Below are 23,353 nucleotides of genomic sequence, written 5' to 3'. Positions count from 1 at the left end.
AATATGATAAAATGTAAGAAGTAAACGCGGAATAGAGGTGCCAATATGGTTGAAATGATTGATGGTAAAAAATTAGCACAAATAACGACTGATCATTTAAAATTAGAAATTGAAGACTTGGCAAAGAAAAATATTTTTCCCGCATTAGTTGTTATTGTTGTTGGAGAAAATCAAGCAAGTCAAATTTATGTTAAAAATAAGCATCGAATTGCGGAGACAATTGGGATTAAGTCAATTGTCACAAGATTGCCTGAATCAGTTTCTGAAAATGAGTTATTGGCTCTTATTACTGAGTATAATGAGAATTCAGATATCCATGGTATATTGGTTCAATTACCGTTACCAAAACAAATTAATGAGAAAAAAATAACAGAATCGATTAAACCAGAAAAAGATGTTGATGGATTTCATCCGGTTAATATTGGACGATTAGTGATGAATGACCCGTTGGCGATTCCATGTACACCAATGGGGATTATGCGAATGTTTGCAGCATACAATATTGATTTAGATGGTAAAAATGCGGTCATTGTTGGTCGCAGTAATATTGTGGGTAAACCGATGGCAGCATTACTTTTAAATGCGAATGCGACAGTAACGGTGACCCATAGCCATACGAAAAATTTATCAGAGATAACGAAACAGGCTGATATATTGGTTGTTGCAATTGGTCAGGCGAACTTTATCAAAAAGGCAGATGTGAAACAAGCTGCAGTTGTCATTGATGTTGGTATGAACCGCTTAGACAGTGGCAAGCTAACAGGAGATGTTGATAAGAATGTTGCAGAAGTTGCGGGCTATTTAACGCCAGTACCCAAAGGTGTTGGTCCCATGACAATCGCAATGTTGATGGAACAAACAATTGAATTAACAAAACGGAGTGTTGGAATTGAATAAAGATAATTATTTATCAGTCACGTCACTAACTACATATCTGAAGAAAAAATTTGATGCCGATCCTTATCTTGGGACCGTTTATTTAACTGGTGAAATTTCTAACTTAAGACCACGACCTAATGCTCACCAATATTTTAGTTTAAAAGATGACCACGCTAAGATTAGTGCGATTATGTTTCGGTCATCTTTTGACAAGATAAAATTTCAACCAGAAGATGGGATGAAAGTGTTAGTTATGGGTCGTGTCTCCTTGTATGAAGCAACTGGTAATTATCAAATTTATATTGAGCGCATGGAACCTGATGGTGTGGGTGCATTGTACCAAGCTTATGAACAACTAAAAAATAAGTTACAAGCTGAGGGATTATTTTCAGCACCGAAAAAGGCGTTAGTTAAATATCCTAAGCGAATAGCCGTGATTACTAGTCCTTCGGGGGCTGTCATTAAAGATATTATGACAACTGTTAAAAGACGGTATCCAATTGCTCAACTCGTTTTATTTCCTGCTATTGTTCAGGGAGACAAAGCGGCCAGTGATTTAATTAGACGCTTAAAACAAATTAATGAATTAGGTCATTTTGATACTATTATTATGGGTCGAGGTGGTGGTTCAATTGAAGATTTGTGGCCATTTAATGAAGAATCTGTTGCAAGAGAAATTGCTGCTAGTCAGATTCCAATTATTTCATCAGTTGGACATGAAACGGATACAACGATTGCCGATTTAGTTGCTGATGTTCGAGCAGCAACACCGACAGCGGCAGCAGAATTAGCTGTGCCTGTCTATGCTGAAGAACTGATTAAAATTAATCAATTAAAAGTTAGATTACTACAAGTAACACAAAATCTATTGAATTTAAGACGGCAACAACTAAATAAAATTCGACAATCATATGTTTTTCAACAACCTAATCGGCTGTATGAGGGTTATCTGCAAAATTTAGATAATCTAACACAACGTTTAATGCAAATTATGAAACAAACGATTATGACTAAGAAACAACAATTTGAACAAGCTCGTAATCAGTTAGGTTATCAAAACCCACAACAATTGATGGGTCGATTACAGGATCAGGTGCAACAACAAGATAAGCAGTTACGTCAAATAATGACCTATTTACTTGAAACAAAGAAACAACAGGTTGGCGAAAAAATTAATGCGCTTGATTTATTAAGTCCCTTGAAAATTATGGGTCGAGGGTACAGTTATGTATCAATGGAAAATAAAATTATTAAGAGTGTTGATTCAGTGAGTGTGGATGATAATGTTGTGTTACATCTTACGGATGGTCAAGTGCATGCGCAAATTAAAAAAATAGAAAAAGAGGAACAATAAAATGGCTGAAAAAAAAGCAACATTTGAAGATAACCTAGTAGAACTTGAAAAAATTGTGACAGAACTTGAGCAAGGGGATGTGCCTTTAGAAAAAGCATTAACACAATTTCAGAATGGGGTTAAACTAAGTTCAAAATTACAAAAGACATTAGAAGATGCTGAAAAAACATTAACTAGTGTGATGAACGATTCCGGTGAAGAAGTTCCTTTTGAGCAAGGCGTCGAAAATGATTAGTTTAGCTACTTTTTCAGATAGTATTTTGCCAGAATTCAATCATAAATTACTGGATAGATTACAAGAATTAGATACTGAAAAAAATTTAAAAAAAGCAATGATTTACTCAGTTGAAGCTGGCGGTAAACGAATGCGTCCGTTACTTATTTTTGTGATTTGTCAGATGTTAGATCGTGACATTGATGACTCAGTTTATTCTGTTGCAGGCGCTTTAGAATTAATTCATACGTATTCCTTAATTCATGATGATTTACCAGCAATGGATAATGATAATTTAAGGCGCGGTAAAGCCACTAATCATATTGTTTTTGGTGAGAGTATAGCAATTTTGGCAGGTGATGCCTTAAATACGCTGGCTTTTGAGTGGCTTAGTCAAGCTAAATTACCTGACTCACAAAAAATGTTATTTGTGAGTCAATTGGCTAGATTGGCTGGTCCTGAAGGTATGGTTGGTGGGCAAGTTGCTGACATTGAAGGAGAACAAAAAGCGTTATCGCTTGCTCAGTTAAAAAAAGTTCATAAACGTAAAACGGGTGATTTGATTGAATTTGCAGTTTATGCGGGTGGTATACTTGGAAAAGCGACTACTGATCAACAAACATTACTCATTCAATATGGGCGTCATTTTGGATTAGCTTTTCAAATTTATGATGATATTATGGATGTGGTCGGGACTTCTAAAGAAATGGGTAAGGCTGTTCATAAAGACAGCCAAGAAAATAAAAATACATATCCTGGATTGATGGGGTTAAACGGGGCCTATGACACACTTGAAAAAGTGATTAACCAAGCCAAAGCGACTGTTCAATCGCTTAAACAAACGGGTTTAGAAACTGGATATTTAGAAGAATTGTTGCATTACTTTAAATTTAAAAATTAGGAGTTACTATGAAAAAAGAGCGCATTGATGTTTTATTGGTTAAACAAGGATTATTTGAAACTCGGGAACAAGCTAAACGGGCAGTTATGGCCGGTGAAATATTAGGTGAAAATGAAGAACGCTTGGATAAACCAGGTGTTAAAATTTCTGAAGAAACTGAACTTCATTTTAAAGGTAAAAAATTGCCTTATGTCAGCCGTGGTGGCTTGAAATTAGAAAAAGCCCTCAAAGTGTTTGATGCAACTGTGACAGATAAAACGGTTTTAGATATTGGATCATCAACAGGTGGATTTACGGATGTCGCTTTACAAAATGGTGCCAAATTAAGTTATGCGTTAGATGTCGGTACCAACCAGTTAGTATGGAAATTACGACAAGATCCAAGAGTTATCGTCATGGAAAATACTAACTTCAGATATAGTAAAAAAGAAGACTTTGAATCAGGACAACCTAATTTTGCAACGATTGATGTCTCATTTATTTCGTTACATTTAATTTTGCCTGCTTTGAAAAAGATAATTACTGAAAATGGGGATGTTGTGGCGTTAATTAAACCTCAATTTGAAGCTGGTAAAGAAAATGTTGGGAAACATGGTATTGTGCGAGATGAGAAAATTCATCGTCAAGTTCTTGAAGATATTGTCCAATTTTCTATTGCCAATGGATTTGATGTTGCAGATTTAAGTTACTCACCAATTAAAGGTGGCGAAGGTAATATTGAATTTTTAATCCATTTAAAGTCAGCAACAGATGAACTTGGTAAAATTGCAGATAAAGTTAGCGTCGATAAGACGTTAGCCGTTGCATATAGTGATTTGAACGCTGTTAAATAGTCTTTAAAGTGAATTTCTTTAACCATCGCTAGTATTACGTTATACTAACTGTATTAAGTAATGGGTTTGAGGTTAGGGGGAACTTTAATGAAAAAGCAAGAACGTCAACGTTATGTCCGCGAATTATTGAAAAATAATAATATTGATAAGCAAGAAGACTTTGTGATTCTCTTGGGAAAACAAGGGATTACGGTCACACAGGCAACGATTTCTAGAGATATTAAAGAAATGCAATTAGTTAAGGTTCCGTCGGCTGATGGGAGTTATAGTTATAATCTACCCGTTCAAAAACAATTAAATACAGAAAAAAAATTAACGAAGACATTGAAAGATGCTTTTATTTCAACGAGTGTTCAAAATGAAATGTGTCTTGTTAAAGTAACGCCGGGAAGTGGCCCGGCAATTGTCTCGTTGATTGAACAAATGAATTATTCATTTGTTTTTGGTACTTTAGGTGGAGATGGTTCAGCCTTAATTATTTGTCATTCAAATAAAGACGCGTTAAAGTTAAGTAAGATTTTAAATGAAATTGTAACTGAATAAATAAAGACGAATCTGTGACATTTTGTTTCAGATTCTTTTCTTTTAAAGGAGTGAAAACATGTTACAAGAATTGACAATTAAGGATTTTGCCATTATCGATTCTTTGAATATCGATTTCATGGCTAATATGACAGTTTTAACTGGTGAAACTGGTGCTGGTAAATCAATTATCATTGATGCTTTGGGTCTTTTGTCAGGTGGTAGAGGGTCCCAAGAATTTATTAGAAAAGACGCCAAAAAAATGGTGTTACAAGGCTTATTTGTTCCAGTAGAACCTTCAAATACGTTAACAAAATTAGATCAGTTAGGCATTGGACATGAGGATAATTCTGTTATTTTACAACGTGAAATACATAGATCTGGTAAAAATATTTGCCGGATAAATGGCATGTTAGTTAATACCAGTACGTTAAAATTAATTGGTGAAACGTTAGTGGATATTCATGGACAGAATGAGCATCAAGAGTTAATGCAACAGGATAAACATTTAGGTATGTTGGATGAATATATTCAAAATGATATTCAATCGCTGAAGGTGGATTATCAAGAAGCGTTTGAACAATATCAAAACTTAAATAAACTGCAAACTAAACGACGAACGAATCAGAACGAATGGGCACAGCGTTTAGACATGTTACATTTTCAAAAAGATGAAATTGAAAGTGCTGATTTAATTGCAAATGAAGAAGACATATTAAATGCTGAAAAAGAACGTTTAGAAAATTTTCAAACGATTAATCAGTCTTTAGATGCTAGTTATCAAGCATTAGCAGGTGATGACGAAAATACAGTCGATCGAGTTGGCATAGCAATGTCTAATATGCAAAAAATTGATAATTTAGATGTTGAATACAAAGAGTTAACAGAACGTTTATCGTCTGCATACTATATGTTACAGGATGCTTCTAGTGATTTATTGCGTCAGTTGGATGCTTTGGAATGGGACGAGCAAAGGTTGAACGAAATTGGAAGTAGACTTGAACTAATTGGTCAGTTGAAGCATAAGTATGGTGATTCAGTTGAAAAAATATTATCCTATTTAAATAAGATCTCAGATGAATTAGCTGAGATGGAAGCAACTGAAGGAAATGCGGATGATTTGGATACTCAAGTTAATCTAGCAAAAAAAGCAACACAAAAATTGGCTGATCAGCTGACTGAAGCACGAAAAAAAGCGGCGCTTATTTTACAAACAGAAGTGCATAAACAATTAAGTGAGTTATATATGGATAAGGCTATTTTTGAAGTTAGATTTGGATTACTCAGTCAATTAAATGGTACTGGACAAGATAAAGTTGAATTTTATATACAAACTAATGTCGGGGAAGCAATGGGTCCTTTGGTTAAGATTGCTTCTGGTGGTGAGTTATCTCGAATGATGTTGGCGCTAAAGACAATTTTTTCTAAAATGCAAGGTGTCACAAGTATTATATTTGATGAAGTTGATACGGGTGTTAGTGGCCGTGTCGCGCAAGCAATTGCAGAAAAAATCAGTCAAATCGCCCAAAATTCACAGGTATTATGTATTACTCATTTACCACAAGTTGCGGCAATTAGTGAACATCAGTATTTTATATCTAAAAAGGTCATTGGCAAGCGCACAGAAACAGCAATTAAATTGTTATCAAAGAAAGAACGTATTCAAGAAATTGCAAGAATGCTAGCTGGGTCTGAAATTACCCCGTTGACTGTTAAACATGCTGAAGAGTTATTGGATATGGCTCAAAAAAATAATTAGAACCAAGATAACTTTATAAATAACTGATTGGTTATTTATAAAAAAGGAGAGTGCTAATATGCTTAAGTTTGACAATATATCAAAAATCTATAAAGGCAATAAAGCCGTAGATAACTTTAATTTAGAGGTTCAAGATGGTGAATTTATTTGTTTTATTGGAACGTCTGGTTCTGGTAAAACAACGACCATGAGAATGATTAATCGAATGCTGACACAAACAGAAGGAACAATCACGATTGATGGTAAAGACATCGCAAAAATGGACCCCGTTAAACTACGTCGTCAAATTGGATATGTGATTCAAAATATTGGATTAATGCCACATATGACAATTCGGGAAAATATTGTTTTAGTACCAAAATTATTAAAATGGCCTGAAGAAAAAAGAAATGAACGTGCTAAAGAGATGATCGCGTTAGTTGAATTACCAGAATCCTATTTAGATCGTTATCCATCTGAACTTTCTGGTGGGCAACAACAAAGAATTGGTGTTGTTCGAGCTTTGGCAGCGGATCAAGATATCATTTTAATGGATGAACCTTTTGGTGCATTAGATCCTATTACTAGGGAAGCTTTGCAAGATTTAGTTAAGGATTTACAGGAACGTTTAGGTAAGACATTTATTTTTGTAACGCACGATATGGATGAAGCTTTGAAATTAGCAACACGTATCGTGGTTATGTCTGAAGGTAAAATTGTCCAAGTAGATACACCGGACAATATTTTGAAAAAACCAGCTAATAAATTTGTTGAAAATTTGATTGGTCAAGATCGATTAATTCAGGCACGTCCAAGCATTACAACTGTTGGGCAAGTGATGCTAGCTAGTCCAGTTTCTATCACACCGGGTAAATCATTAGTAACGGCTATTCGTTTAATGCATGATCGTCGAGTTGATACGTTATTAGTGACTGATGATGCAGGTATTTTGAAAGGTTATATTGATATTGAAAGTTTAGATTATAACTTTAATACGTCAAGTAGTGTCAGCGATATTATGAACAAGGATATTTTCTATGTTAAAGAAGATTCATTAGTTCGTGATACCGTTGAACGCATTTTAAAACGTGGCTTTAAAAATGTGCCAGTTATTAATAAAGAAGGTATTTTAGTTGGGATTGTTACCCGTGCAACCTTAGTTGATATCGTTTACGATGCACTTTGGGGTGATGAAAATAGTTTATCTCATGAAGAAACAGTTGAAACAAAACCAGAAGTGACAGATAAAAATATAGACGGAACTAACCCAAGCTCAACGAAGGAGGGTTAAGGATGACTTCATTTTTACAAGAATATGGGGCGATGATTGTCTCGAAACTATGGGAACATATTGAAATATCTGGAATGGCGCTATTTCTCGGAGTTATCATAGCCGTTCCTTTAGGAGTCTTACTAACGAGATTACCTAAGACGGCAACGATTGTCATTGCAATTGCCAGTATGCTACAAACAATTCCAGCCTTGGCTTTATTAGCTATGATGATTCCATTATTTGGTATTGGAAAATTTCCAGCTATTATTGCGTTATTTGTTTATTCATTGTTGCCAATTTTAAGAAATACATATATTGGTATTAACGATGTGGACCCAGTGTTAAAAGATGCTGCTAAAGGTATGGGGATGACAAACTTACAATCAATTATGCAAGTTGAACTAGTTATGGCTTCTCAAGTTATTATGTCTGGGATTCGACTAGCTGCAACGTACGTAATTGCTTGGGCAACGTTGGCTTCATATATAGGTGCTGGTGGTTTAGGGGATATGATTTTTAATGGCTTAAACTTATACCAACCAAAATTAATTCTGGGTGGGACAATTCCAGTTATTTTATTAGCGTTGCTAGTTGATTTTATACTCGGACAAGTTGAAAAAAAGGTAGCACCAAAAACAACAAGAAATTAAGGAGGGCTTTAACATGAAAATAACGATGAAAAAAATACTTGTTAGTTTGGGCCTCCTGCTTGTTGGTGTGAGCTTATCAAGTTGTGGCTTTCCTGGGTTAACAGGTGGATCTAAGTCAACGATTAAAATTGTTGCGCAATCAACGACAGAATCTCAAATTATTGGGTCAATGTTACAACAATTAATTGAACATGAATCAGATAATAAAGTTGAATTGATTAATAACTTAGGTTCGGGTACGTTAAGTTTTAATGCACTTAAAAATGGTGATGCAGATATTTCATCTGCTAGATATACGGGAACTGATTTGAGCGCTGTATTAAATAAACCGGTAGAAAAAGATACCGTCAAAGCTAATAAAATAGTTAAAGATGGGTTTCAAAATAGGTTCCAAATGAAATGGTTTGATACTTTAGGATTTGCAGATACCTATGCATTCATGGTTACGCAAGAAACAGCTAAAAAGTACCACTTAAAAACTGTATCTGATTTGAAAAAAATTGAATCCAAATTAACAGTTGGTGTTGATGCTAACTGGATTAGTCGTGTTGGTGATGGCTATGATGGTTTCCAAAAAGAGTATAATATCAAGTTTGGTAATATCTATCCAATGCAAATTGGGCTAGTGTATAGTGCACTTGCAAAAGGAAAAATGGATGTTGTACTTGGTTATTCAACGGATGGTCGAATTAAAAGTTATAATTTGAAAATTTTGAAGGATGATCGTCAATTTTTCCCACCATATACGGCAAGTCTTGTCGCAAATGATTCTATTTTGAAGGAACATCCTGAGTTAACACCTCTTATTAGTCGACTCACCAATAAAATTAATTTATCAACGATGCAATCGTTGAACTATAAGGTGGATAATGATTTTTATGAACCATCAGTGGTTGCAAAACAATTTTTAGAGAAGCATCATTATTTTGAAAAGGCGGGTGATTAATGATGAATACTTTTAATCAGTTAATGTCTTATTTTGGAAATAATGGGTTATATGTTTTACAAGAATTTACACGACATTTCTTAATTTCAATTTATGGTGTTTTAATCGCCGCAATTATTGGCATTCCAGTCGGCATTTTTATCTCAAAACGTCATGGATTAAGCGATGTGGTTATTGGTGCCGCTAATGTTATTCAAACAGTTCCTTCTTTAGCGATGTTGTCTATCATTATGTTAGGACTAGGTTTGGGTGTTAATACGGTTATTGTAACTGTGGCACTTTATTCTCTTTTACCTATTTTGAAAAATACTTATTCAGGGATGATTAATGTTGATCCTGGGGTTCTTGATTCTGGTAAGGGAATGGGAATGACAAGATTTCAAATTCTCTATATGATTGAATTGCCATTATCTTTGTCGGTAATTATGGCTGGGGTCAGAAATGCTCTAGTGGTTGCAATTGGTATCACTGCAATTGGCTCATTTATTGGTGCAGGTGGACTTGGAGATATTATTATCCGAGGAACAAATGCAACTGATGGTGCTGCTATTATTTTAGCTGGGGCATTGCCAACGGCTTTAATGGCTGTTATTGCTGATGCAATTTTAGCATTTATTCAACGGAAAATTGATCCAACAACAATTAAACGTAAATAAAAAAATGGCCATTTTCTAGTTGATAGAAAGTGACCATTTTTATATGGAGTCAAGTAAAGCAATATAACGAAGTTGGTTATTATTAAGTAGGTAAGTGACGTTAGTATATTGTGTTTTAAATAGTAATTGTTTGGAAGTAGAGTGCCTATGCAAAGTACCACGAAGTTCTTGAAACTCTTTTTGAAATCCAGTTGGATTTAGTTGTAGAATAATTGTTTTTTTGGATTTTAAACTCTGTTCAGTAAAGAGCTTTAATTGAAATTGGGGCATTTGTGGTTTTAGAATAAAATCATCTAAATCAAAAATTTTGTGATATGAGTATTGTAATGTTGAACCAATTGTTTGAATTGTCGTTTGTTGTTTGTTTTGCATAATAAAGTTCCTCCCCGAACATCTGTTTGTATTTTTATTATACGAACAAACGTTCGGTAAAGCAAGCATTAATTTAAAATAAATTTTAAAAGGAGAGCGAATGGATAAAAGGCTTGAATAATTGGTGTAAAAAGTGCATACTATTTATTAATACTTATCTTAGAGGAGTTTACAAAATTAATGGCTAATCGTGGAATGTTGATCGTACTATCTGGTCCATCAGGGGTCGGTAAAGGAACCGTAAGAAAAGCGATTTTTGATCAAGATGACAATAAGTTTCTTTATTCAATTTCGATGACCACTCGTAAAATGCGAGAGGGTGAAGTTGATGGTGTTGATTATCATTTTGTATCAAAAGAAGAATTTGAAAATGAAATTGCGACGGGCGGTATGTTAGAATATGCCAAGTATGTTGACAATTACTATGGAACACCGTTAAAATATGTAAATAAGATGCTTGATGCTGGTCAAGATGTTTTTCTTGAAATTGAAGTACAAGGTGCTATGCAAGTTCGAGAAAAAATTTCTGACGGTTTATTTATTTTCTTAACGCCACCTGATTTAATGGAATTAAGACAAAGAATCACGGGACGTGGAACAGATGACTCTGCAACTATTGATAAGCGAATGTTAAAAGCTATTGGCGAGATTGATATGATGCAAAATTATGATTACGCGGTTGTTAATGATGAAATAAATGATGCCGTTGAAAAAATCCAAACGATTATTAAAGCTGAACGTTGGCGTGTTAAACGTTTTTTACCTGACTATAGAAAACAATTAGGAGATGTATTTAAATGATTTTATATCCTTCAGTCGATGACTTATTGAAACAAGTAGATTCAAGATACTCATTAATTATGTTAGCAAGTAAACGTGCCCATGAATTGGATGCGGGTGCCTTACCAATGCTTTCTAATTACAAATCAATTAAAAATGTCGGACGTGCTTTGGAAGAAGTCGTTACCGGTGATTTAATTATTGATCCAGTTGAAAAAGAAGATATTCGTTAATTCAATTAAATGAAAAGGAGTTAAGACAAGCTAATTGTCCTAACTCCTATTTTATTTCATAGAAAATTGATACAATAGAGAATAAACTAAATTCGTCATGGGAGCGATATAGAATGACACTTGAAAATAAAAAAATTGGGATTGTTGTAACGGGTGGCATCGCGGCATATAAAAGCTTGGAATTAGTCCGAGCGTTGATTAAACAAGGTGCAGCTGTTCGAGTTGCAATGACAGATGCAGCAACTGAATTTATGACGCCATTGAGTTTTAAAACGTTGAGCAAGAATAAAGTATTGACTGATTTATTTTCAACACAAGAGTCTGAACATGTTGCTCATATTGAATTTGCAGACTGGGTAGATGTGATGGTTATTGCACCAGCCACGGCGAATATGATTGCTAAAATGGCTAATGGAATTGCGGATGATTTCGTATCAACTGCAATATTAGCAACTGAAGCGACTAAAGTAGTTGTGCCTGCAATGAATGAGCATATGCTAATGAATCCTGCAACGCAACGCAATCTTAAATTATTAGAACAAGATAATGTGCAAATAATTGAACCAGAAACGGGATTTCTAGCAGAAGGCTATTCAGGTAAAGGACGTTTTCCAGAATTAGCGACAATTATGTCCGTTATTAATGCTAATTTTGAGGATTCAATTCAACCACTAAAAGGTCAAAATGTGTTAGTCACGGCTGGTGGTACACAAGAAAGAATTGATCCAGTTCGTTTTATTGGTAATGATTCTTCTGGTAAAATGGGTTTTGCAATTGCAATCGAAGCACGAAAGTTAGGGGCTAATGTTACTTTAATTAGTGGTGTCAGCCAATTACCTGATCCTGTTGGGGTTGAAACAATTCGAGTTAAAACGGCAGTAGCGTTATCGGAAGCTATTAATAGTCGATTCGACAAACAAAATATTTTAATTATGGCAGCGGCCGTTTCAGATTATCGAGTTCAAACGGTTGCGGATCAAAAAATTAAAAAGTCTGCAGATACACTCACTTTAACCTTAGAAAAAAATCCAGATATTTTAAAACATTTGGGTGAAATTAAGCAAAAGCAATACCTAGTTGGATTTGCTGCTGAAACGCAAAATGGGTTGGTAAATGCGCAAGAAAAATTAGAAAAGAAAAATTTGGATTTATTAGTTTTGAATGATGTCTCAAATTCTGCCATTGGTTTTAACAGTAATGAAAATGAAGTAACGTTGCTTAGACCACAGATGGAAAATAAATTTATCAAACAAACTAGTAAAAACCAGATTGCTAAGGACCTATTAGAGGTTATTATAAGTGATTTAAGGAAATAAATAGGTTAATGAAAGGAGGCTTCGGTATGATGCAATATGCAAAAATTATCGTTGATGTTCCTACGATGCAAACGGATCAACCTTATACGTATTCAATCCCTGAATTGTTAACGGATGAGATTGAGATTGGAATGCGTGTTATTGTGCCGTTTGGAAATGGTAAACGGCTAGTTCAAGGATTTGTGATTAGTCTTGATGATGACGAGTTTGATGGTAATGTAAAAGATATTCAATCAATCGTTGATCTTAAACCTGTTGTGAATACCGAATTATTAGATCTATCTAAGTGGATAGCTAATGAAACCTTCTCATTTCGAATTACTGCTTTACAACTAGTATTACCAAGCGTCATGCGGGCTACGTATAAAAAAAGGATTCGCCTGATTGATGAAATTGATAAAACACTGCAGGCTGAATTATTTCAAGGTCAGGATTCGATTGAATTTGATCCAGAACATATGGATGCTGAAATCATAAAAAAATTGTCACAATTAACTAAAAATGAAAAAGCTGAAATAGTCTATGAAGTTGGTAATAAGGCTAAAGTAAAAAAACAATTATCAATTCAACCCAAACTGGATTTTGAAGCTTATGAAGATATTAAAAGCGGCTTACGTAAAAATGCGAAGCAACAACATTTATTAATTAATTATCTTCAATCATTAACTGAAATGGCAGATAAGCTGATTCCACAGAAACAGGTCGTTGAACAAATAGGTGTAACAAGTTCGACAATTACGGTTGGTGCTAAAAATGGGTGGTTGCAAAAAGTTGAAACAGAAGTATATCGAGATCCGTATAAAGATACTGTTATTGAATCAACTGACATGCAAAAATTAACACCAGATCAAGAAGTTGCAGTTAAAGCGGTTGATGAGGCTATTAAAAGTGATACTGATAAGACCTTCTTACTTCAGGGTGTTACCGGAAGTGGTAAAACAGAGGTCTATTTACAGACAATTGCAAAAGCACTTGAACTTGGTAAAACGGCATTAATGCTTGTTCCAGAAATTGCATTAACCCCTCAAATGGTAAAGCGAGTTAAGTCGCGTTTTGGAAATTTAGTTGCAGTTCTTCATAGTGGTTTATCTGATGGTGAACGTTATGATGAGTGGCGTAGAATTGAACGTAAAGAAGCGCAGGTCGTTGTTGGTGCGCGCTCAGCTGTTTTTGCGCCTTTAGATAATATTGGTGTCATTATTGTAGATGAAGAACATGAATCAAGTTACAAACAAGATGAAACACCAAGATATCATGCAAGAGATGTTGTTCTTTGGAGAAGTCAGAGGCATCATTGTCCAGTGATATTAGGGAGTGCAACGCCATCCCTCGAATCACGTGCTAGAGCTCAAAAAGGGGTCTATGAGTGGTTACAATTGCCACATCGTATAAATGGTCAACCAATGCCTGAAGTGACGTTAATTGACATGAGAGAAGAAATGAAAAATACAGGGGAAAGTAATTTTTCAGAACCTCTTAGAAATGAAATTACTAAACGACTTGATAAAAAAGAACAGACTGTCTTGATGTTAAATAGACGTGGTTTTTCATCTTTTGTGATGTGTCGTGATTGTGGATTTGTCTTACCTTGTCCTAACTGTGATACATCCTTAACGTTGCATATGGATACGCATACGATGAAATGTCATTACTGTGGCCATGAAGAAGGCATTCCTAAGGTTTGTCCTAACTGTCATAGCCGAAAAATTAGGTATTATGGGACAGGGACACAAAAAGTTGAAGAAGAGCTTAAAACGTTATACCCTGAGGCTAGAATTTTACGAATGGATGTTGATACGACACGTAAAAAAGGAGCACATGAAAAAATTCTAGCTAAATTTGGTGCAAAAGAAGCGGATATTTTGTTGGGCACACAAATGATTGCAAAAGGGCTAGATTTTCCTGATGTGACATTAGTGGGGGTGCTCAATGCAGATACGGCACTGAGTTTACCTGACTTTAGATCAAGTGAACGAACCTTTCAATTGTTAACACAAGTGAGTGGTCGAGCTGGTCGAGCTGAAAAAAAAGGGCAAGTTATTGTTCAAACGTTTAATCCGGATCATTATGCTATTCAATATGCGAAACATCATGATTATGAGTCATTTTATAGAAAAGAAATGTCCGTTCGTCATATGGAAAATTATCCGCCATATTATTATACAATCCAACTTACCGCAAGTTACACGGATGAAGCAGGTGCGGCTAAAAAAATGATAGAAGCTGTTCAATTTTTGAAGCCGGTGTTATCGGATCAAGCGATTATTCTTGGACCAACACCAAAATCAATTATGCGAGTTAACAACCGATTTTATTATCAAGTTGTCATTAAATATAAATCAGAAAATCACTTAAAAGATCGATTACGAGAATTAATGACAAAATCTCAAGCTGAGGTTCGAAAAGGCTTGAGATTAACGATTGATTCTGAACCAGTGAACTTTATTTAAATTAAGGAGAATATTATGACATCAATCGTATTTATGGGAACACCAGAATTTTCAGCACCAATTTTAGAAAGTTTAATTGAAAATGGCTATGACGTGAAAGCAGTCATGACCCAACCAGATCGTCTGGTTGGACGCAAACGGTTATTAACACAATCACCAGTGAAAAAGGTTGCAGTTAAACATGGTATTGATGTTTTACAACCAGAAAAATTAAGCGGTAGTGATGAGATGGCTAAAGTGATTGCGATGGAACCAGACTTTTTGGTAACTGCAGCATTTGGTCAATTTTTGCCAACAAAATTGTTAGAAGCTGCCAAAATTGGGGCCATTAATGTGCATGGTTCATTGTTGCCTAAGTATCGTGGTGGTGCACCAATTCAATATGCTATTATGAATGGTGAGCAAGAAACAGGTATCACGATTATTTATATGGTTAAAAAAATGGATGCTGGGAATATCATTAGTCGCCGTGCAATCAAAATTGAAAATAATGATGATTCAGGTTCGATGTTTGAAAAGTTGAGTCTATTAGGTAAGGAACTTCTTCTTGAAACATTACCAAAATTAATTGATGGGACAAGTGAATCAACGCCACAAAACGAAGATGAAGTTTCTTTTTCTCCTACTATTAAATCAGAAGAAGAAGCACTCGATTTTTCGAAAACAGCTAATGAAGTTGACTGGAAAATTCGTAGTTTAAGACCAGTTCCGGGCGCATATACGAGTTTTAAAGGTAAAAGAACTAAAATTTGGGATGTGACTGTATTAGATGAGAAAACTGATTTATCAGTTGGACAAGTTGTTGAAGTCACTAAGAAGTCATTAAAAATAGCTTGTGGCAAAGGGACTGTTGTCGCAATTAATACGCTCCAACCAAATGGTAAATCAAAACAAACCATTGTTGATTATCTAAACGGTAGTGGACAAGGAATAAAAGAAGGACAACAGGTGATTGATGTATGAAAACTGATTTAAAAGCAACCCCCCGATTCTTAGCAGTTGATCTTTTAACAAGGGTAGCTAAACAAGGAACTTATTCAAATATTGCATTGAACCAAGTGATTAAGAATAATCATATGGAAGTTCGTGATGCCCATTTATTAACGCAATTAGTCTATGGTGTTATTCAAAGACGACTTACCTTAGAATACTGGTTAGCCCCCTTTGTTAAAAATCCTAGTAAAATGGATAATTGGGTTCAAGAATTATTATTGAGTGCTATTTATCAGATGCATTACCTGGATAAAATTCCAACTCGTGCTATTTTTAATGAATCAATTGAAATTGCGAAGCGAAAAGGTCATGCTGGAACGCGTAAATTTGTGACAGGCGTTTTGCATGCAATTGAACGTGAAGGTATTCGTCCTGTTTCTGAAATTAAAGATGATATTGAACGATTGAGTATTGAGAGTAGTACGCCAGTTTGGTTAGTTAACGAATTAATTAAACAAGTTGGATTAGAAAAAACAACGCATATACTAGCTTCAATTAATGAAGCACCTGATCAATCTGTCAGAGTCAACACGGCAAAAGCAACGGTCGATGAAGTCGTTGAACAAATGGAAACTGAGGGATTTGATGTAAAACGTAGTCAAGTTTCACCAGTTGGTTTATTAGTGACTAACGGATTTGCGCCTGATAGTGGGGCTTATCATGATGGCTTAATAACGATTCAAGACGAAAGTGCAATGCTAGTTGCTGACGCAATGAATATCCAACCAAGTGATAAAGTTCTAGATGCGTGTGCAGCACCAGGTGGTAAAACCACACATATTGCTTCATTTTTAGATGAGTCACAATTTGGAGAAGTTATTGGGCTAGATATTCATGCACATAAAGTTAAATTAATCGGTGAAAATGCTAAACGATTAGGGCTGTCAAGTGTCGTTGAAGAGATGGTGTTGGACGCTCGTTTAATTTCAGAAGAATTTGATAATGAGTATTTTGATTCAATTCTTGTTGATGCGCCTTGTTCTGGAATTGGATTGATGCGTCGTAAACCAGAAATTAAATATGAAAAAACGTTGGCTGATTCAAATAACTTACAAAAAATCCAATTAGCTATTTTAGATAAGGTTGCACCAACTTTGAAAAAAGGTGGTCGATTAACTTATAGTACATGTACGATTTTAGATATTGAAAATAAGGATGTTGTTAACCAATTTGTTGCCACACATCCTGAATTCAAAGTAATCGAAACACCAACTGCTCTAGCGTTAAAAGAAAATCGCGATGATAAAGAATTAACTATTTATCCAGATGATTATCATTCAGATGGATTCTTCATTACGTGCTTAGAAAAACAACTTTAGATTCGGGGTGTAAGTATGAAGGTTGCCTATCAAACAGATGTAGGTAGTGTTAGAAAGAACAATGAAGATTATGTTGGTGTCTTTCATAATAGAAGTGGCATTTCTTTTGTGATGGTCGCAGATGGTATTGGTGGTAATTTAGGTGGGGATGTTGCTTCAGAGATGGCTGTTTCACATATGGGATTCCGGTTTGAAGAAACAAATTTTAGTGAACCTAGTCATGCAATAAAATGGATTGCCAAAGAAGTAGAGATGGAAAATAAAAAAATCATCGAAAAATCTAATCAATATAAAGATCTTTCAGGTATGGGGACAACCATTGTATGTGCAGTTTTCTTTGAAGATAAATTTATTGTTGCTAATATTGGTGATAGTCGGGGGTATTTGTTGCGAAAACAGCAACTTTATCAATTGACGGAAGATCATTCGTTAGTAAATGAATTAATCAAGCGTGGGGAACTATCAGTAGAAGACGCTAAAAATTATCCTCAAAAAAATATGATTACCAGAAGTTTGGGTATTTCTTCGGAAGCTGACGCAGATATTGCGGTTAACGATTCTGAACCAGGTGATTTATTATTATTATGTACGGATGGTTTAACTAAAATGATTTCTGATGAAGTTATCAAAGAAGTTTTAGAAAATTCTAGAACAGTTGAAGAAAAATGTGCAGAATTAATTCGATTGGCTAATAAAGCGGGCGGATTAGATAATGTTACCGCACTCCTAGTTAACGATGATCGACAGGAGATAGTAAAATGAAACCTGATACAATTTTTAATGAACGTTATAAAATAATTAATTCATTAGGTGAAGGTGGCATGGCCAATGTTTATCTTGCAACTGATTTAATTTTAGACCGACTAGTGGCTGTTAAAGTACTACGAGTTGATTTGAGAGACGATCAGGACACCGTTAGACGTTTTAAACGTGAAGCGTTGGCGACAACGGAATTAGTCCATCCTAATATTGTGAACGTGTATGACGTTGGTGAAGTTGACGGTCTGCAATATATGGTCATGGAGTACGTTCCTGGACATGATTTAAAAACTTATATCACGAAACAATTTCCAATTCCATTCCAAGTAGTTGTTGATATCATGATTCAAATTTTATCAGCTGTACAAGTTGCTCATGATCATAATATTATTCATCGTGATTTAAAGCCTCAAAATATTTTAATTGATGAGGCAGGCAATGCTAAAATTACTGATTTTGGTATTGCAGTGGCATTGGCTGATCATTCATTAACGCAGACGAACACCTTGTTAGGTTCTGTTCATTACCTTTCGCCTGAACAAGCTAGAGGTAGTATGGCAACGAAGCAATCTGATATCTATTCACTGGGGATTATTTTGTATGAAATGTTAACGGGTAAGGTTCCCTTTGAAGGCGAAACGGCTGTTTCAATTGCACTTAAGCATTTTCAAAATGAGGTACCATCTGTTCGTAAGTTTGATTCAACTATTCCACAATCACTTGAAAATGTTGTTTTACAAGCAACCAGTAAAGTACCACGAGATAGATTTCAATCGGCCGAAGAGATGTCAAGTGCTTTAGAAAAATGTTTAGCACAGAAGAATGCAACAAAATGGCAACCTGAAGAATTAGTTAGTGATGAGACAAAAGTATTGCCAGTATTTGATAAGCAAACAGGGAAGATAATTAGTCCAGATAAGAAATCAGAAACGATGATAGCTAACAATAAAAAAATGAGTCATCGCAAAAAGTGGACTATTGGGACAATTTTCTTTGCGCTTATTGTCATTATTTTAGGTGGTACGGTCATTGCGATGAGTTCGCCAAAAGAGGTTAAAGTTCCTGATTTGAGTGGTATGACGGTCAGTGAAGCCAAATCAAGTTTATCAGATAAAAATTTAGAAATTGGTAAAATTATTCGAACGAATAACGAAACGGTTGATAGTGGAAACATCATCAAATCGACACCTAAGAAAAATGAAACGATTCGAGAGAAAAATAAAGTTGATGTTATTGTGTCAAAAGGAAAAGCTAAAATTAAAATCGCTAAATATGTTGGCGATGACTATGATGATGTTAAAGCAACATTAGAAAACGATGGATTTACTGTTGAAAAAGAGACAAGTCATTCGTCTTCTGTACCTGAAAATGAAATTATGGCGCAGGATATTTTAGCAGGCAAAAAAGTAGTACCTAGTGATACCGTTATTACTTTGACGGTTAGTTCAGGTGCTAAAGTATATACACTTAGAGACTTATCGGGATACACGAAAAAAAGTGTCCAGGATTACGTAGATGAAATTGGAGCTAACTTATCAATTAGTGACGCTTATTCAAATACGATTGAAAAGGGTCAAGTAATCAAACAATCTCCAGCAGCTGGAACTTCATTTTCTAAAGGTGGTAGTTTGGCAGTTACTATTTCAAAAGGTAAAGAAGATACAACGGATGAGTTTGTAAAAACGGTGGCTGTTCCATTTAAGTCGATTGTTTCAGAAAGTGCTAGTTCAGTTGATAAAGATTCTTCGTCAGATGGCAGTTCTAGTTCAAGCACTAGTTCCAGTTCTTCAGAATCAAAAACCAATGAGAATGTCATTGAAGTGTATATTAAAGATAAGACACACAGCCTAGATACTTTGTATGAACGTAAAATAATTACAAAAAATACTGATTTTAAATTGTCATTTGTTTTAGATTCTGGCAAATCAGGAAGTTATAAGATTTTACGTGATGATAAAGTTATTGCGGAAAATGATAATGTGACTAAGAATTAAATTCAAGATGTGGTAAAATTAAAGGTGAGGTAATGACTCACCTATTTTTAAACTTTTGATATAAAACGGTTACATCAATTCGGTTAAAGGAGGATTATTTATTGGTAACAGGTCAAATTAGACAATCATTAAGTGGCTTTTACGACATTGATGTCGAAGGCGAAACTTATCGAACAAGAGCTCGAGGTAATTTTAGAAATTCAAATCAGGCACCCTTAGTTGGTGATTGGGTTGATTTTAAAGCTGAAAATAAAAAAGAAGGTTATATTCTTAATATTCATGATCGTGAGAATAGTTTAATTCGACCACCGGTGGCGAATATCGATGAAGCCATTGTTGTGACATCATGTGTCGAACCCGCATTTTCAAGTAATTTATTGGATAGACAGTTGATTATGTTAGAATCACATCATATTAAACCTGTATTGTATTTTTCAAAGGGTGATTTAATTCCTGAAGAAAAAATAGCTGAATTAAGCACTATTATTCAGGCTTATAGCCAAATCTATCCAACGTTTTTTCCATTGGGTGAAAATGAAGATGCTGTTGTTAAAGAATTACAAGATACTTTTCCAGGTAAAATTGCCGTTGTGATGGGTCAAACGGGAGCAGGAAAATCAACTTTATTAAACAAAATTATGCCAGAATTGGCTTTACAAACGGCTGAAATATCAAAAGCATTACATCGTGGAAAGCATACAACACGTAAAGTCACGTTGATGCCAATTGCCGGTGGATTAATTGCTGATACGCCTGGCTTTTCATCTTTTGATTTGTTTGATATGTCAAAAGAAGAGTTGCCAAAATTATTCCCAGAATTTAATGAATTATCTGTCGGATGTAAATTTAGAGTTTGTTTACATATTAAGGAACCTAAATGTGCAGTCAAGGCGGCACTTGAACAAGGCGACTTATTGCAAAGTCGCTATGATAATTATGTACAATTTAATCAATTAATTGTTGCTCAAAAACCAAACTATAAGAAATGAGATGTCAAAATGAAATTATCACCTTCGATTTTAAGCGCTAATTTTGCAAATTTGGAAAAGGATATTAAAGTAGTCGATCAAGCAGGTGCTGAATACTTGCATATCGATATTATGGATGGTCATTTTGTACCTAATTTAACTTTTGGCGCAAATGTTGTTGAAGCTATTCGCCCATTAACAAAAATGGTTTTAGACTGTCATTTGATGGTTGAAAATCCAGAAAATTATATTGAAGAATTTGCTAAAGCTGGTGCTGATATTATTGGCATACACGTTGAAGCAACGGCACATATTTTTGGTGTAATCCAACAAATTAAAAAATTGGGTGTTAAAGCTGAAGTTGTTATTAATCCAGGAACATCATTGGAAACTATTAAACAAGTTTTACCATTTGTTGATCAGGTATTAGTAATGACTGTTAACCCTGGATTTGGGGGGCAATCATTTATTCCAGAAATGAAGCGTAAAATTGATCAATTAGACCGTATTAAACAAGTTCAAGATTATAATTTTGATATTGAAGTTGATGGTGGTATTAATGAACAAACAATCAAAGAATGTCTTGAAAGCGGCGCAACAGTCGCAGTTGCAGGCTCATACATTTACAATAGTGATGATCCAACTGAACAAATTAACAAATTAAGAGAAGCAACAAAATGAAACTCAATATCTTAGTTGGTGGACCTAAAGAACAGTGGCCAGAAGAATTGATTGCTGGCAATGTACAGGGCCCGTGGATTGGGGTCGATAGAGGGGCGTTACGGCTCATTCATTTGGGGATTACACCGGAGTTGTCGATTGGTGATTTTGATTCAATGACTGAAAATGAGTTTGAATTAGTTTCTAATCATAGTAAACAAGTTAAAACGGCTAACCCTGAAAAAGATGATACGGATACTGAATTAGCTTTGAAAGAAGCGATTAAGGTATTTGATTTTGATTCAGTTGCGATTTATGGTGCAACGGGTGGTCGAATTGATCATTTATTGGCAAATCTATTCTTTATTTTTAGAGAGCCATTTAAGACGATGTTTGAAAAAATTTGTTTAGTTGATAAACAAAATTCAATTCGTTTTTTTAAACCGGGAAGTTATCATTTAACTAAAGAAAATAACAAAAAGTATCTTGCCTTTATTCCATTGACGCCAGTTACAAAATTAAGCTTGGTAGATGAAAAGTATACCTTGAATCAAGTTGATTTTGTGAATCCGGTATCATTAGCTAGTAATGAATTTATGGGAGATACAGGGGAATTTAGCTTTGAATCGGGTGTTGTTGTCGTGATTCAAAGCCGTGATGATGAGAAATAGGGTAAAAAAAAAGACTTAGCATAATGCTGAGTCTTTTTAATTTGAATTAAACACGAGTAACTTTACCTGACTTCAAAGCGCGAGCAGATACATAAACTTTTTTAGGTTTACCATCAACTAAGATGCGAACTTTTTGTAAATTAGGTTTCCAGCTACGGTTTGTTTGGTTCAATGCATGAGAACGTTTCTTACCGAAAGTAGTCTTACGTCCTGTAATAAAATCTTTTGCCATATTCATATCCTCCTCTGCAATTCACTTAAAAAGCAAAGCTATGCTTACTTACCTAAACCAAAATATCATATTTGGCCATATAATGCAATACTTTTCTTTCAAGTAAATTTGCTTGACAGCTTGAAATTCCCAAACGTCGGGGAATTGAATTTTCTTGGTTGCTATTTTTCTTTTATTCTATCATATCCTATGATAAAATACTCTTATTGATTGTGTGAAAATATAAGGAGGCTATTCTTATGGCTGTTAAGATCAAAACGCAATTTGGTACGATTGATATTGATAATGAAGTTATTGCAACAGTTGTTGGCGGTGCTGCAACTGAGATTTTTGGTATTGTCGGAATGGCAAGTAAAAATCAAATTCGTGATAATGTGAATGGAATTTTAAGAAGAGACAATTATTCTAGAGGTGTTGTTGTGCGTCAAGAAGATAATGGTGTGGCTATTGATGTCTATATTATTGTTGGTTATGGCACAAAAATATCTGAAGTTTGTCGAAATGTCCAAGAAAAAGTGAAGTACAATTTAGAAACAATGCTAGGTGTATCTGCTAATTCAGTTAACGTATTAGTGCAAGGTGTTCGCGTACTAGGCGATTAGTAACCAGCTATTTTAGTAGGGACCAAGGAGGAAAACGA

25 protein-coding genes are annotated in these 23,353 nt (G+C 34.8%); 23 read left to right on the top strand and 2 right to left on the bottom strand.

Annotated elements, in window-relative coordinates:
- Positions 1–45: 45 nt before the first annotated feature.
- The 11 genes from ACVQ8P_RS03655 to ACVQ8P_RS03605 all read left to right on the top strand — a co-directional run bounded on the left by ACVQ8P_RS03655 (position 46) and on the right by ACVQ8P_RS03605 (position 9,966).
- Entirely contained in the window at positions 46–897 is an 852-nt protein-coding gene (locus ACVQ8P_RS03655) for a bifunctional 5,10-methylenetetrahydrofolate dehydrogenase/5,10-methenyltetrahydrofolate cyclohydrolase (RefSeq protein ID WP_462297561.1), read from the top strand.
- Positions 890–2,233 (top strand): exodeoxyribonuclease VII large subunit, encoded by a 1,344-nt coding sequence (gene xseA, locus ACVQ8P_RS03650; protein WP_462297559.1) that lies wholly within the window; start codon positions 890–892, stop codon positions 2,231–2,233. The genes ACVQ8P_RS03655 and xseA overlap by 8 nt, the downstream gene beginning before the upstream one ends.
- A gap of 1 nt (position 2,234) precedes the next feature.
- On the top strand, positions 2,235–2,468 hold the full coding sequence (locus ACVQ8P_RS03645; RefSeq protein WP_462297558.1) for an exodeoxyribonuclease VII small subunit: 234 nt from the start codon (positions 2,235–2,237) through the stop codon (positions 2,466–2,468).
- Positions 2,461–3,348 carry a polyprenyl synthetase family protein gene (locus ACVQ8P_RS03640; RefSeq protein ID WP_462297557.1) on the top strand — a complete coding sequence of 296 codons (888 nt, stop codon included), beginning with the start codon at positions 2,461–2,463 and terminating at the stop codon, positions 3,346–3,348. Before ACVQ8P_RS03645 ends, ACVQ8P_RS03640 begins: the two co-directional genes overlap by 8 nt.
- Before the next feature lie 8 nt (positions 3,349–3,356).
- A complete protein-coding gene (locus ACVQ8P_RS03635) occupies positions 3,357–4,181 on the top strand; it encodes a TlyA family RNA methyltransferase (protein WP_462297556.1) in 825 nt (274 codons plus the stop codon).
- Between the two features lie 87 nt (positions 4,182–4,268).
- Positions 4,269–4,724: an arginine repressor gene (locus ACVQ8P_RS03630; RefSeq protein WP_462297554.1), complete on the top strand. Its 456-nt coding sequence runs from the start codon at positions 4,269–4,271 to the stop codon at positions 4,722–4,724.
- Between the two features lie 58 nt (positions 4,725–4,782).
- Positions 4,783–6,462, top strand: coding sequence for a DNA repair protein RecN (gene recN, locus ACVQ8P_RS03625; RefSeq protein ID WP_462297552.1), 1,680 nt, complete (start codon positions 4,783–4,785; stop codon positions 6,460–6,462).
- Positions 6,463–6,520: 58 nt separating this feature from the next.
- Entirely contained in the window at positions 6,521–7,732 is a 1,212-nt protein-coding gene (locus ACVQ8P_RS03620) for a betaine/proline/choline family ABC transporter ATP-binding protein (protein ID WP_462297551.1), read from the top strand.
- 2 nt (positions 7,733–7,734) lie between these two features.
- Positions 7,735–8,364, top strand: coding sequence for an ABC transporter permease (locus ACVQ8P_RS03615; RefSeq protein WP_462297549.1), 630 nt, complete (start codon positions 7,735–7,737; stop codon positions 8,362–8,364).
- 13 nt (positions 8,365–8,377) lie between these two features.
- Positions 8,378–9,310 (top strand): osmoprotectant ABC transporter substrate-binding protein, encoded by a 933-nt coding sequence (locus ACVQ8P_RS03610; protein WP_462297547.1) that lies wholly within the window; start codon positions 8,378–8,380, stop codon positions 9,308–9,310.
- Positions 9,310–9,966 carry an ABC transporter permease gene (locus tag ACVQ8P_RS03605; RefSeq protein ID WP_462297545.1) on the top strand — a complete coding sequence of 219 codons (657 nt, stop codon included), beginning with the start codon at positions 9,310–9,312 and terminating at the stop codon, positions 9,964–9,966. The genes ACVQ8P_RS03610 and ACVQ8P_RS03605 overlap by 1 nt, the downstream gene beginning before the upstream one ends.
- 39 nt (positions 9,967–10,005) lie before the next feature.
- Here ACVQ8P_RS03605 and ACVQ8P_RS03600 read toward each other — a convergent pair whose 3' ends face one another.
- On the bottom strand, positions 10,006–10,338 hold the full coding sequence (locus ACVQ8P_RS03600) for a hypothetical protein (protein ID WP_462297543.1): 333 nt from the start codon (positions 10,336–10,338) through the stop codon (positions 10,006–10,008).
- Between the two features lie 180 nt (positions 10,339–10,518).
- Between ACVQ8P_RS03600 and gmk the strand changes: the two genes are divergently transcribed.
- The 11 genes from gmk (at position 10,519) to ACVQ8P_RS03545 (ending at position 22,481) form a co-directional block, all read left to right on the top strand.
- Positions 10,519–11,139: a guanylate kinase gene (gene gmk, locus ACVQ8P_RS03595; RefSeq protein ID WP_462297542.1), complete on the top strand. Its 621-nt coding sequence runs from the start codon at positions 10,519–10,521 to the stop codon at positions 11,137–11,139.
- Positions 11,136–11,351: a DNA-directed RNA polymerase subunit omega gene (rpoZ, locus tag ACVQ8P_RS03590; protein ID WP_462297541.1), complete on the top strand. Its 216-nt coding sequence runs from the start codon at positions 11,136–11,138 to the stop codon at positions 11,349–11,351. Before gmk ends, rpoZ begins: the two co-directional genes overlap by 4 nt.
- Positions 11,352–11,464: 113 nt before the next feature.
- On the top strand, positions 11,465–12,667 hold the full coding sequence (coaBC, locus tag ACVQ8P_RS03585) for a bifunctional phosphopantothenoylcysteine decarboxylase/phosphopantothenate--cysteine ligase CoaBC (RefSeq protein WP_462297538.1): 1,203 nt from the start codon (positions 11,465–11,467) through the stop codon (positions 12,665–12,667).
- A gap of 26 nt (positions 12,668–12,693) precedes the next feature.
- Positions 12,694–15,117 (top strand): primosomal protein N', encoded by a 2,424-nt coding sequence (priA, locus tag ACVQ8P_RS03580; protein WP_462297537.1) that lies wholly within the window; start codon positions 12,694–12,696, stop codon positions 15,115–15,117.
- A gap of 15 nt (positions 15,118–15,132) precedes the next feature.
- A complete protein-coding gene (gene fmt, locus ACVQ8P_RS03575; protein WP_462297535.1) occupies positions 15,133–16,080 on the top strand; it encodes a methionyl-tRNA formyltransferase in 948 nt (315 codons plus the stop codon).
- Complete coding sequence (gene rsmB, locus ACVQ8P_RS03570) at positions 16,077–17,429, top strand: 16S rRNA (cytosine(967)-C(5))-methyltransferase RsmB (RefSeq protein ID WP_462297534.1); 1,353 nt, start codon at positions 16,077–16,079, stop codon at positions 17,427–17,429. Before fmt ends, rsmB begins: the two co-directional genes overlap by 4 nt.
- A gap of 15 nt (positions 17,430–17,444) precedes the next feature.
- On the top strand, positions 17,445–18,191 hold the full coding sequence (locus tag ACVQ8P_RS03565) for a Stp1/IreP family PP2C-type Ser/Thr phosphatase (RefSeq protein WP_462297533.1): 747 nt from the start codon (positions 17,445–17,447) through the stop codon (positions 18,189–18,191).
- Entirely contained in the window at positions 18,188–20,182 is a 1,995-nt protein-coding gene (gene pknB, locus ACVQ8P_RS03560) for a Stk1 family PASTA domain-containing Ser/Thr kinase (RefSeq protein ID WP_462297531.1), read from the top strand. The genes ACVQ8P_RS03565 and pknB overlap by 4 nt, the downstream gene beginning before the upstream one ends.
- A 101-nt stretch (positions 20,183–20,283) precedes the next feature.
- Positions 20,284–21,171, top strand: coding sequence for a ribosome small subunit-dependent GTPase A (gene rsgA, locus ACVQ8P_RS03555; protein WP_462297529.1), 888 nt, complete (start codon positions 20,284–20,286; stop codon positions 21,169–21,171).
- Positions 21,172–21,180: 9 nt separating this feature from the next.
- The gene (gene rpe, locus ACVQ8P_RS03550) at positions 21,181–21,831 is read left to right on the top strand and encodes a ribulose-phosphate 3-epimerase (protein WP_462297528.1); all 651 of its coding nucleotides are present in this window, start codon (positions 21,181–21,183) and stop codon (positions 21,829–21,831) included.
- Complete coding sequence (locus ACVQ8P_RS03545) at positions 21,828–22,481, top strand: thiamine diphosphokinase (RefSeq protein WP_462297527.1); 654 nt, start codon at positions 21,828–21,830, stop codon at positions 22,479–22,481. Before rpe ends, ACVQ8P_RS03545 begins: the two co-directional genes overlap by 4 nt.
- Before the next feature lie 46 nt (positions 22,482–22,527).
- On the opposite strand, the gene rpmB is transcribed toward ACVQ8P_RS03545, so the two are convergent.
- Positions 22,528–22,713, bottom strand: a complete 186-nt coding sequence (rpmB, locus tag ACVQ8P_RS03540; protein WP_462297526.1) for a 50S ribosomal protein L28 — start codon at positions 22,711–22,713, stop codon at positions 22,528–22,530.
- Between the two features lie 239 nt (positions 22,714–22,952).
- Between rpmB and ACVQ8P_RS03535 the strand changes: the two genes are divergently transcribed.
- Complete coding sequence (locus ACVQ8P_RS03535) at positions 22,953–23,315, top strand: Asp23/Gls24 family envelope stress response protein (protein ID WP_462297525.1); 363 nt, start codon at positions 22,953–22,955, stop codon at positions 23,313–23,315.
- Positions 23,316–23,353: the final 38 nt, after the last annotated feature.

The organism is Dellaglioa sp. BT-FLS60, from assembly GCF_054941065.1.
This window is presented reverse-complemented; position numbering and strand designations above follow the sequence as displayed.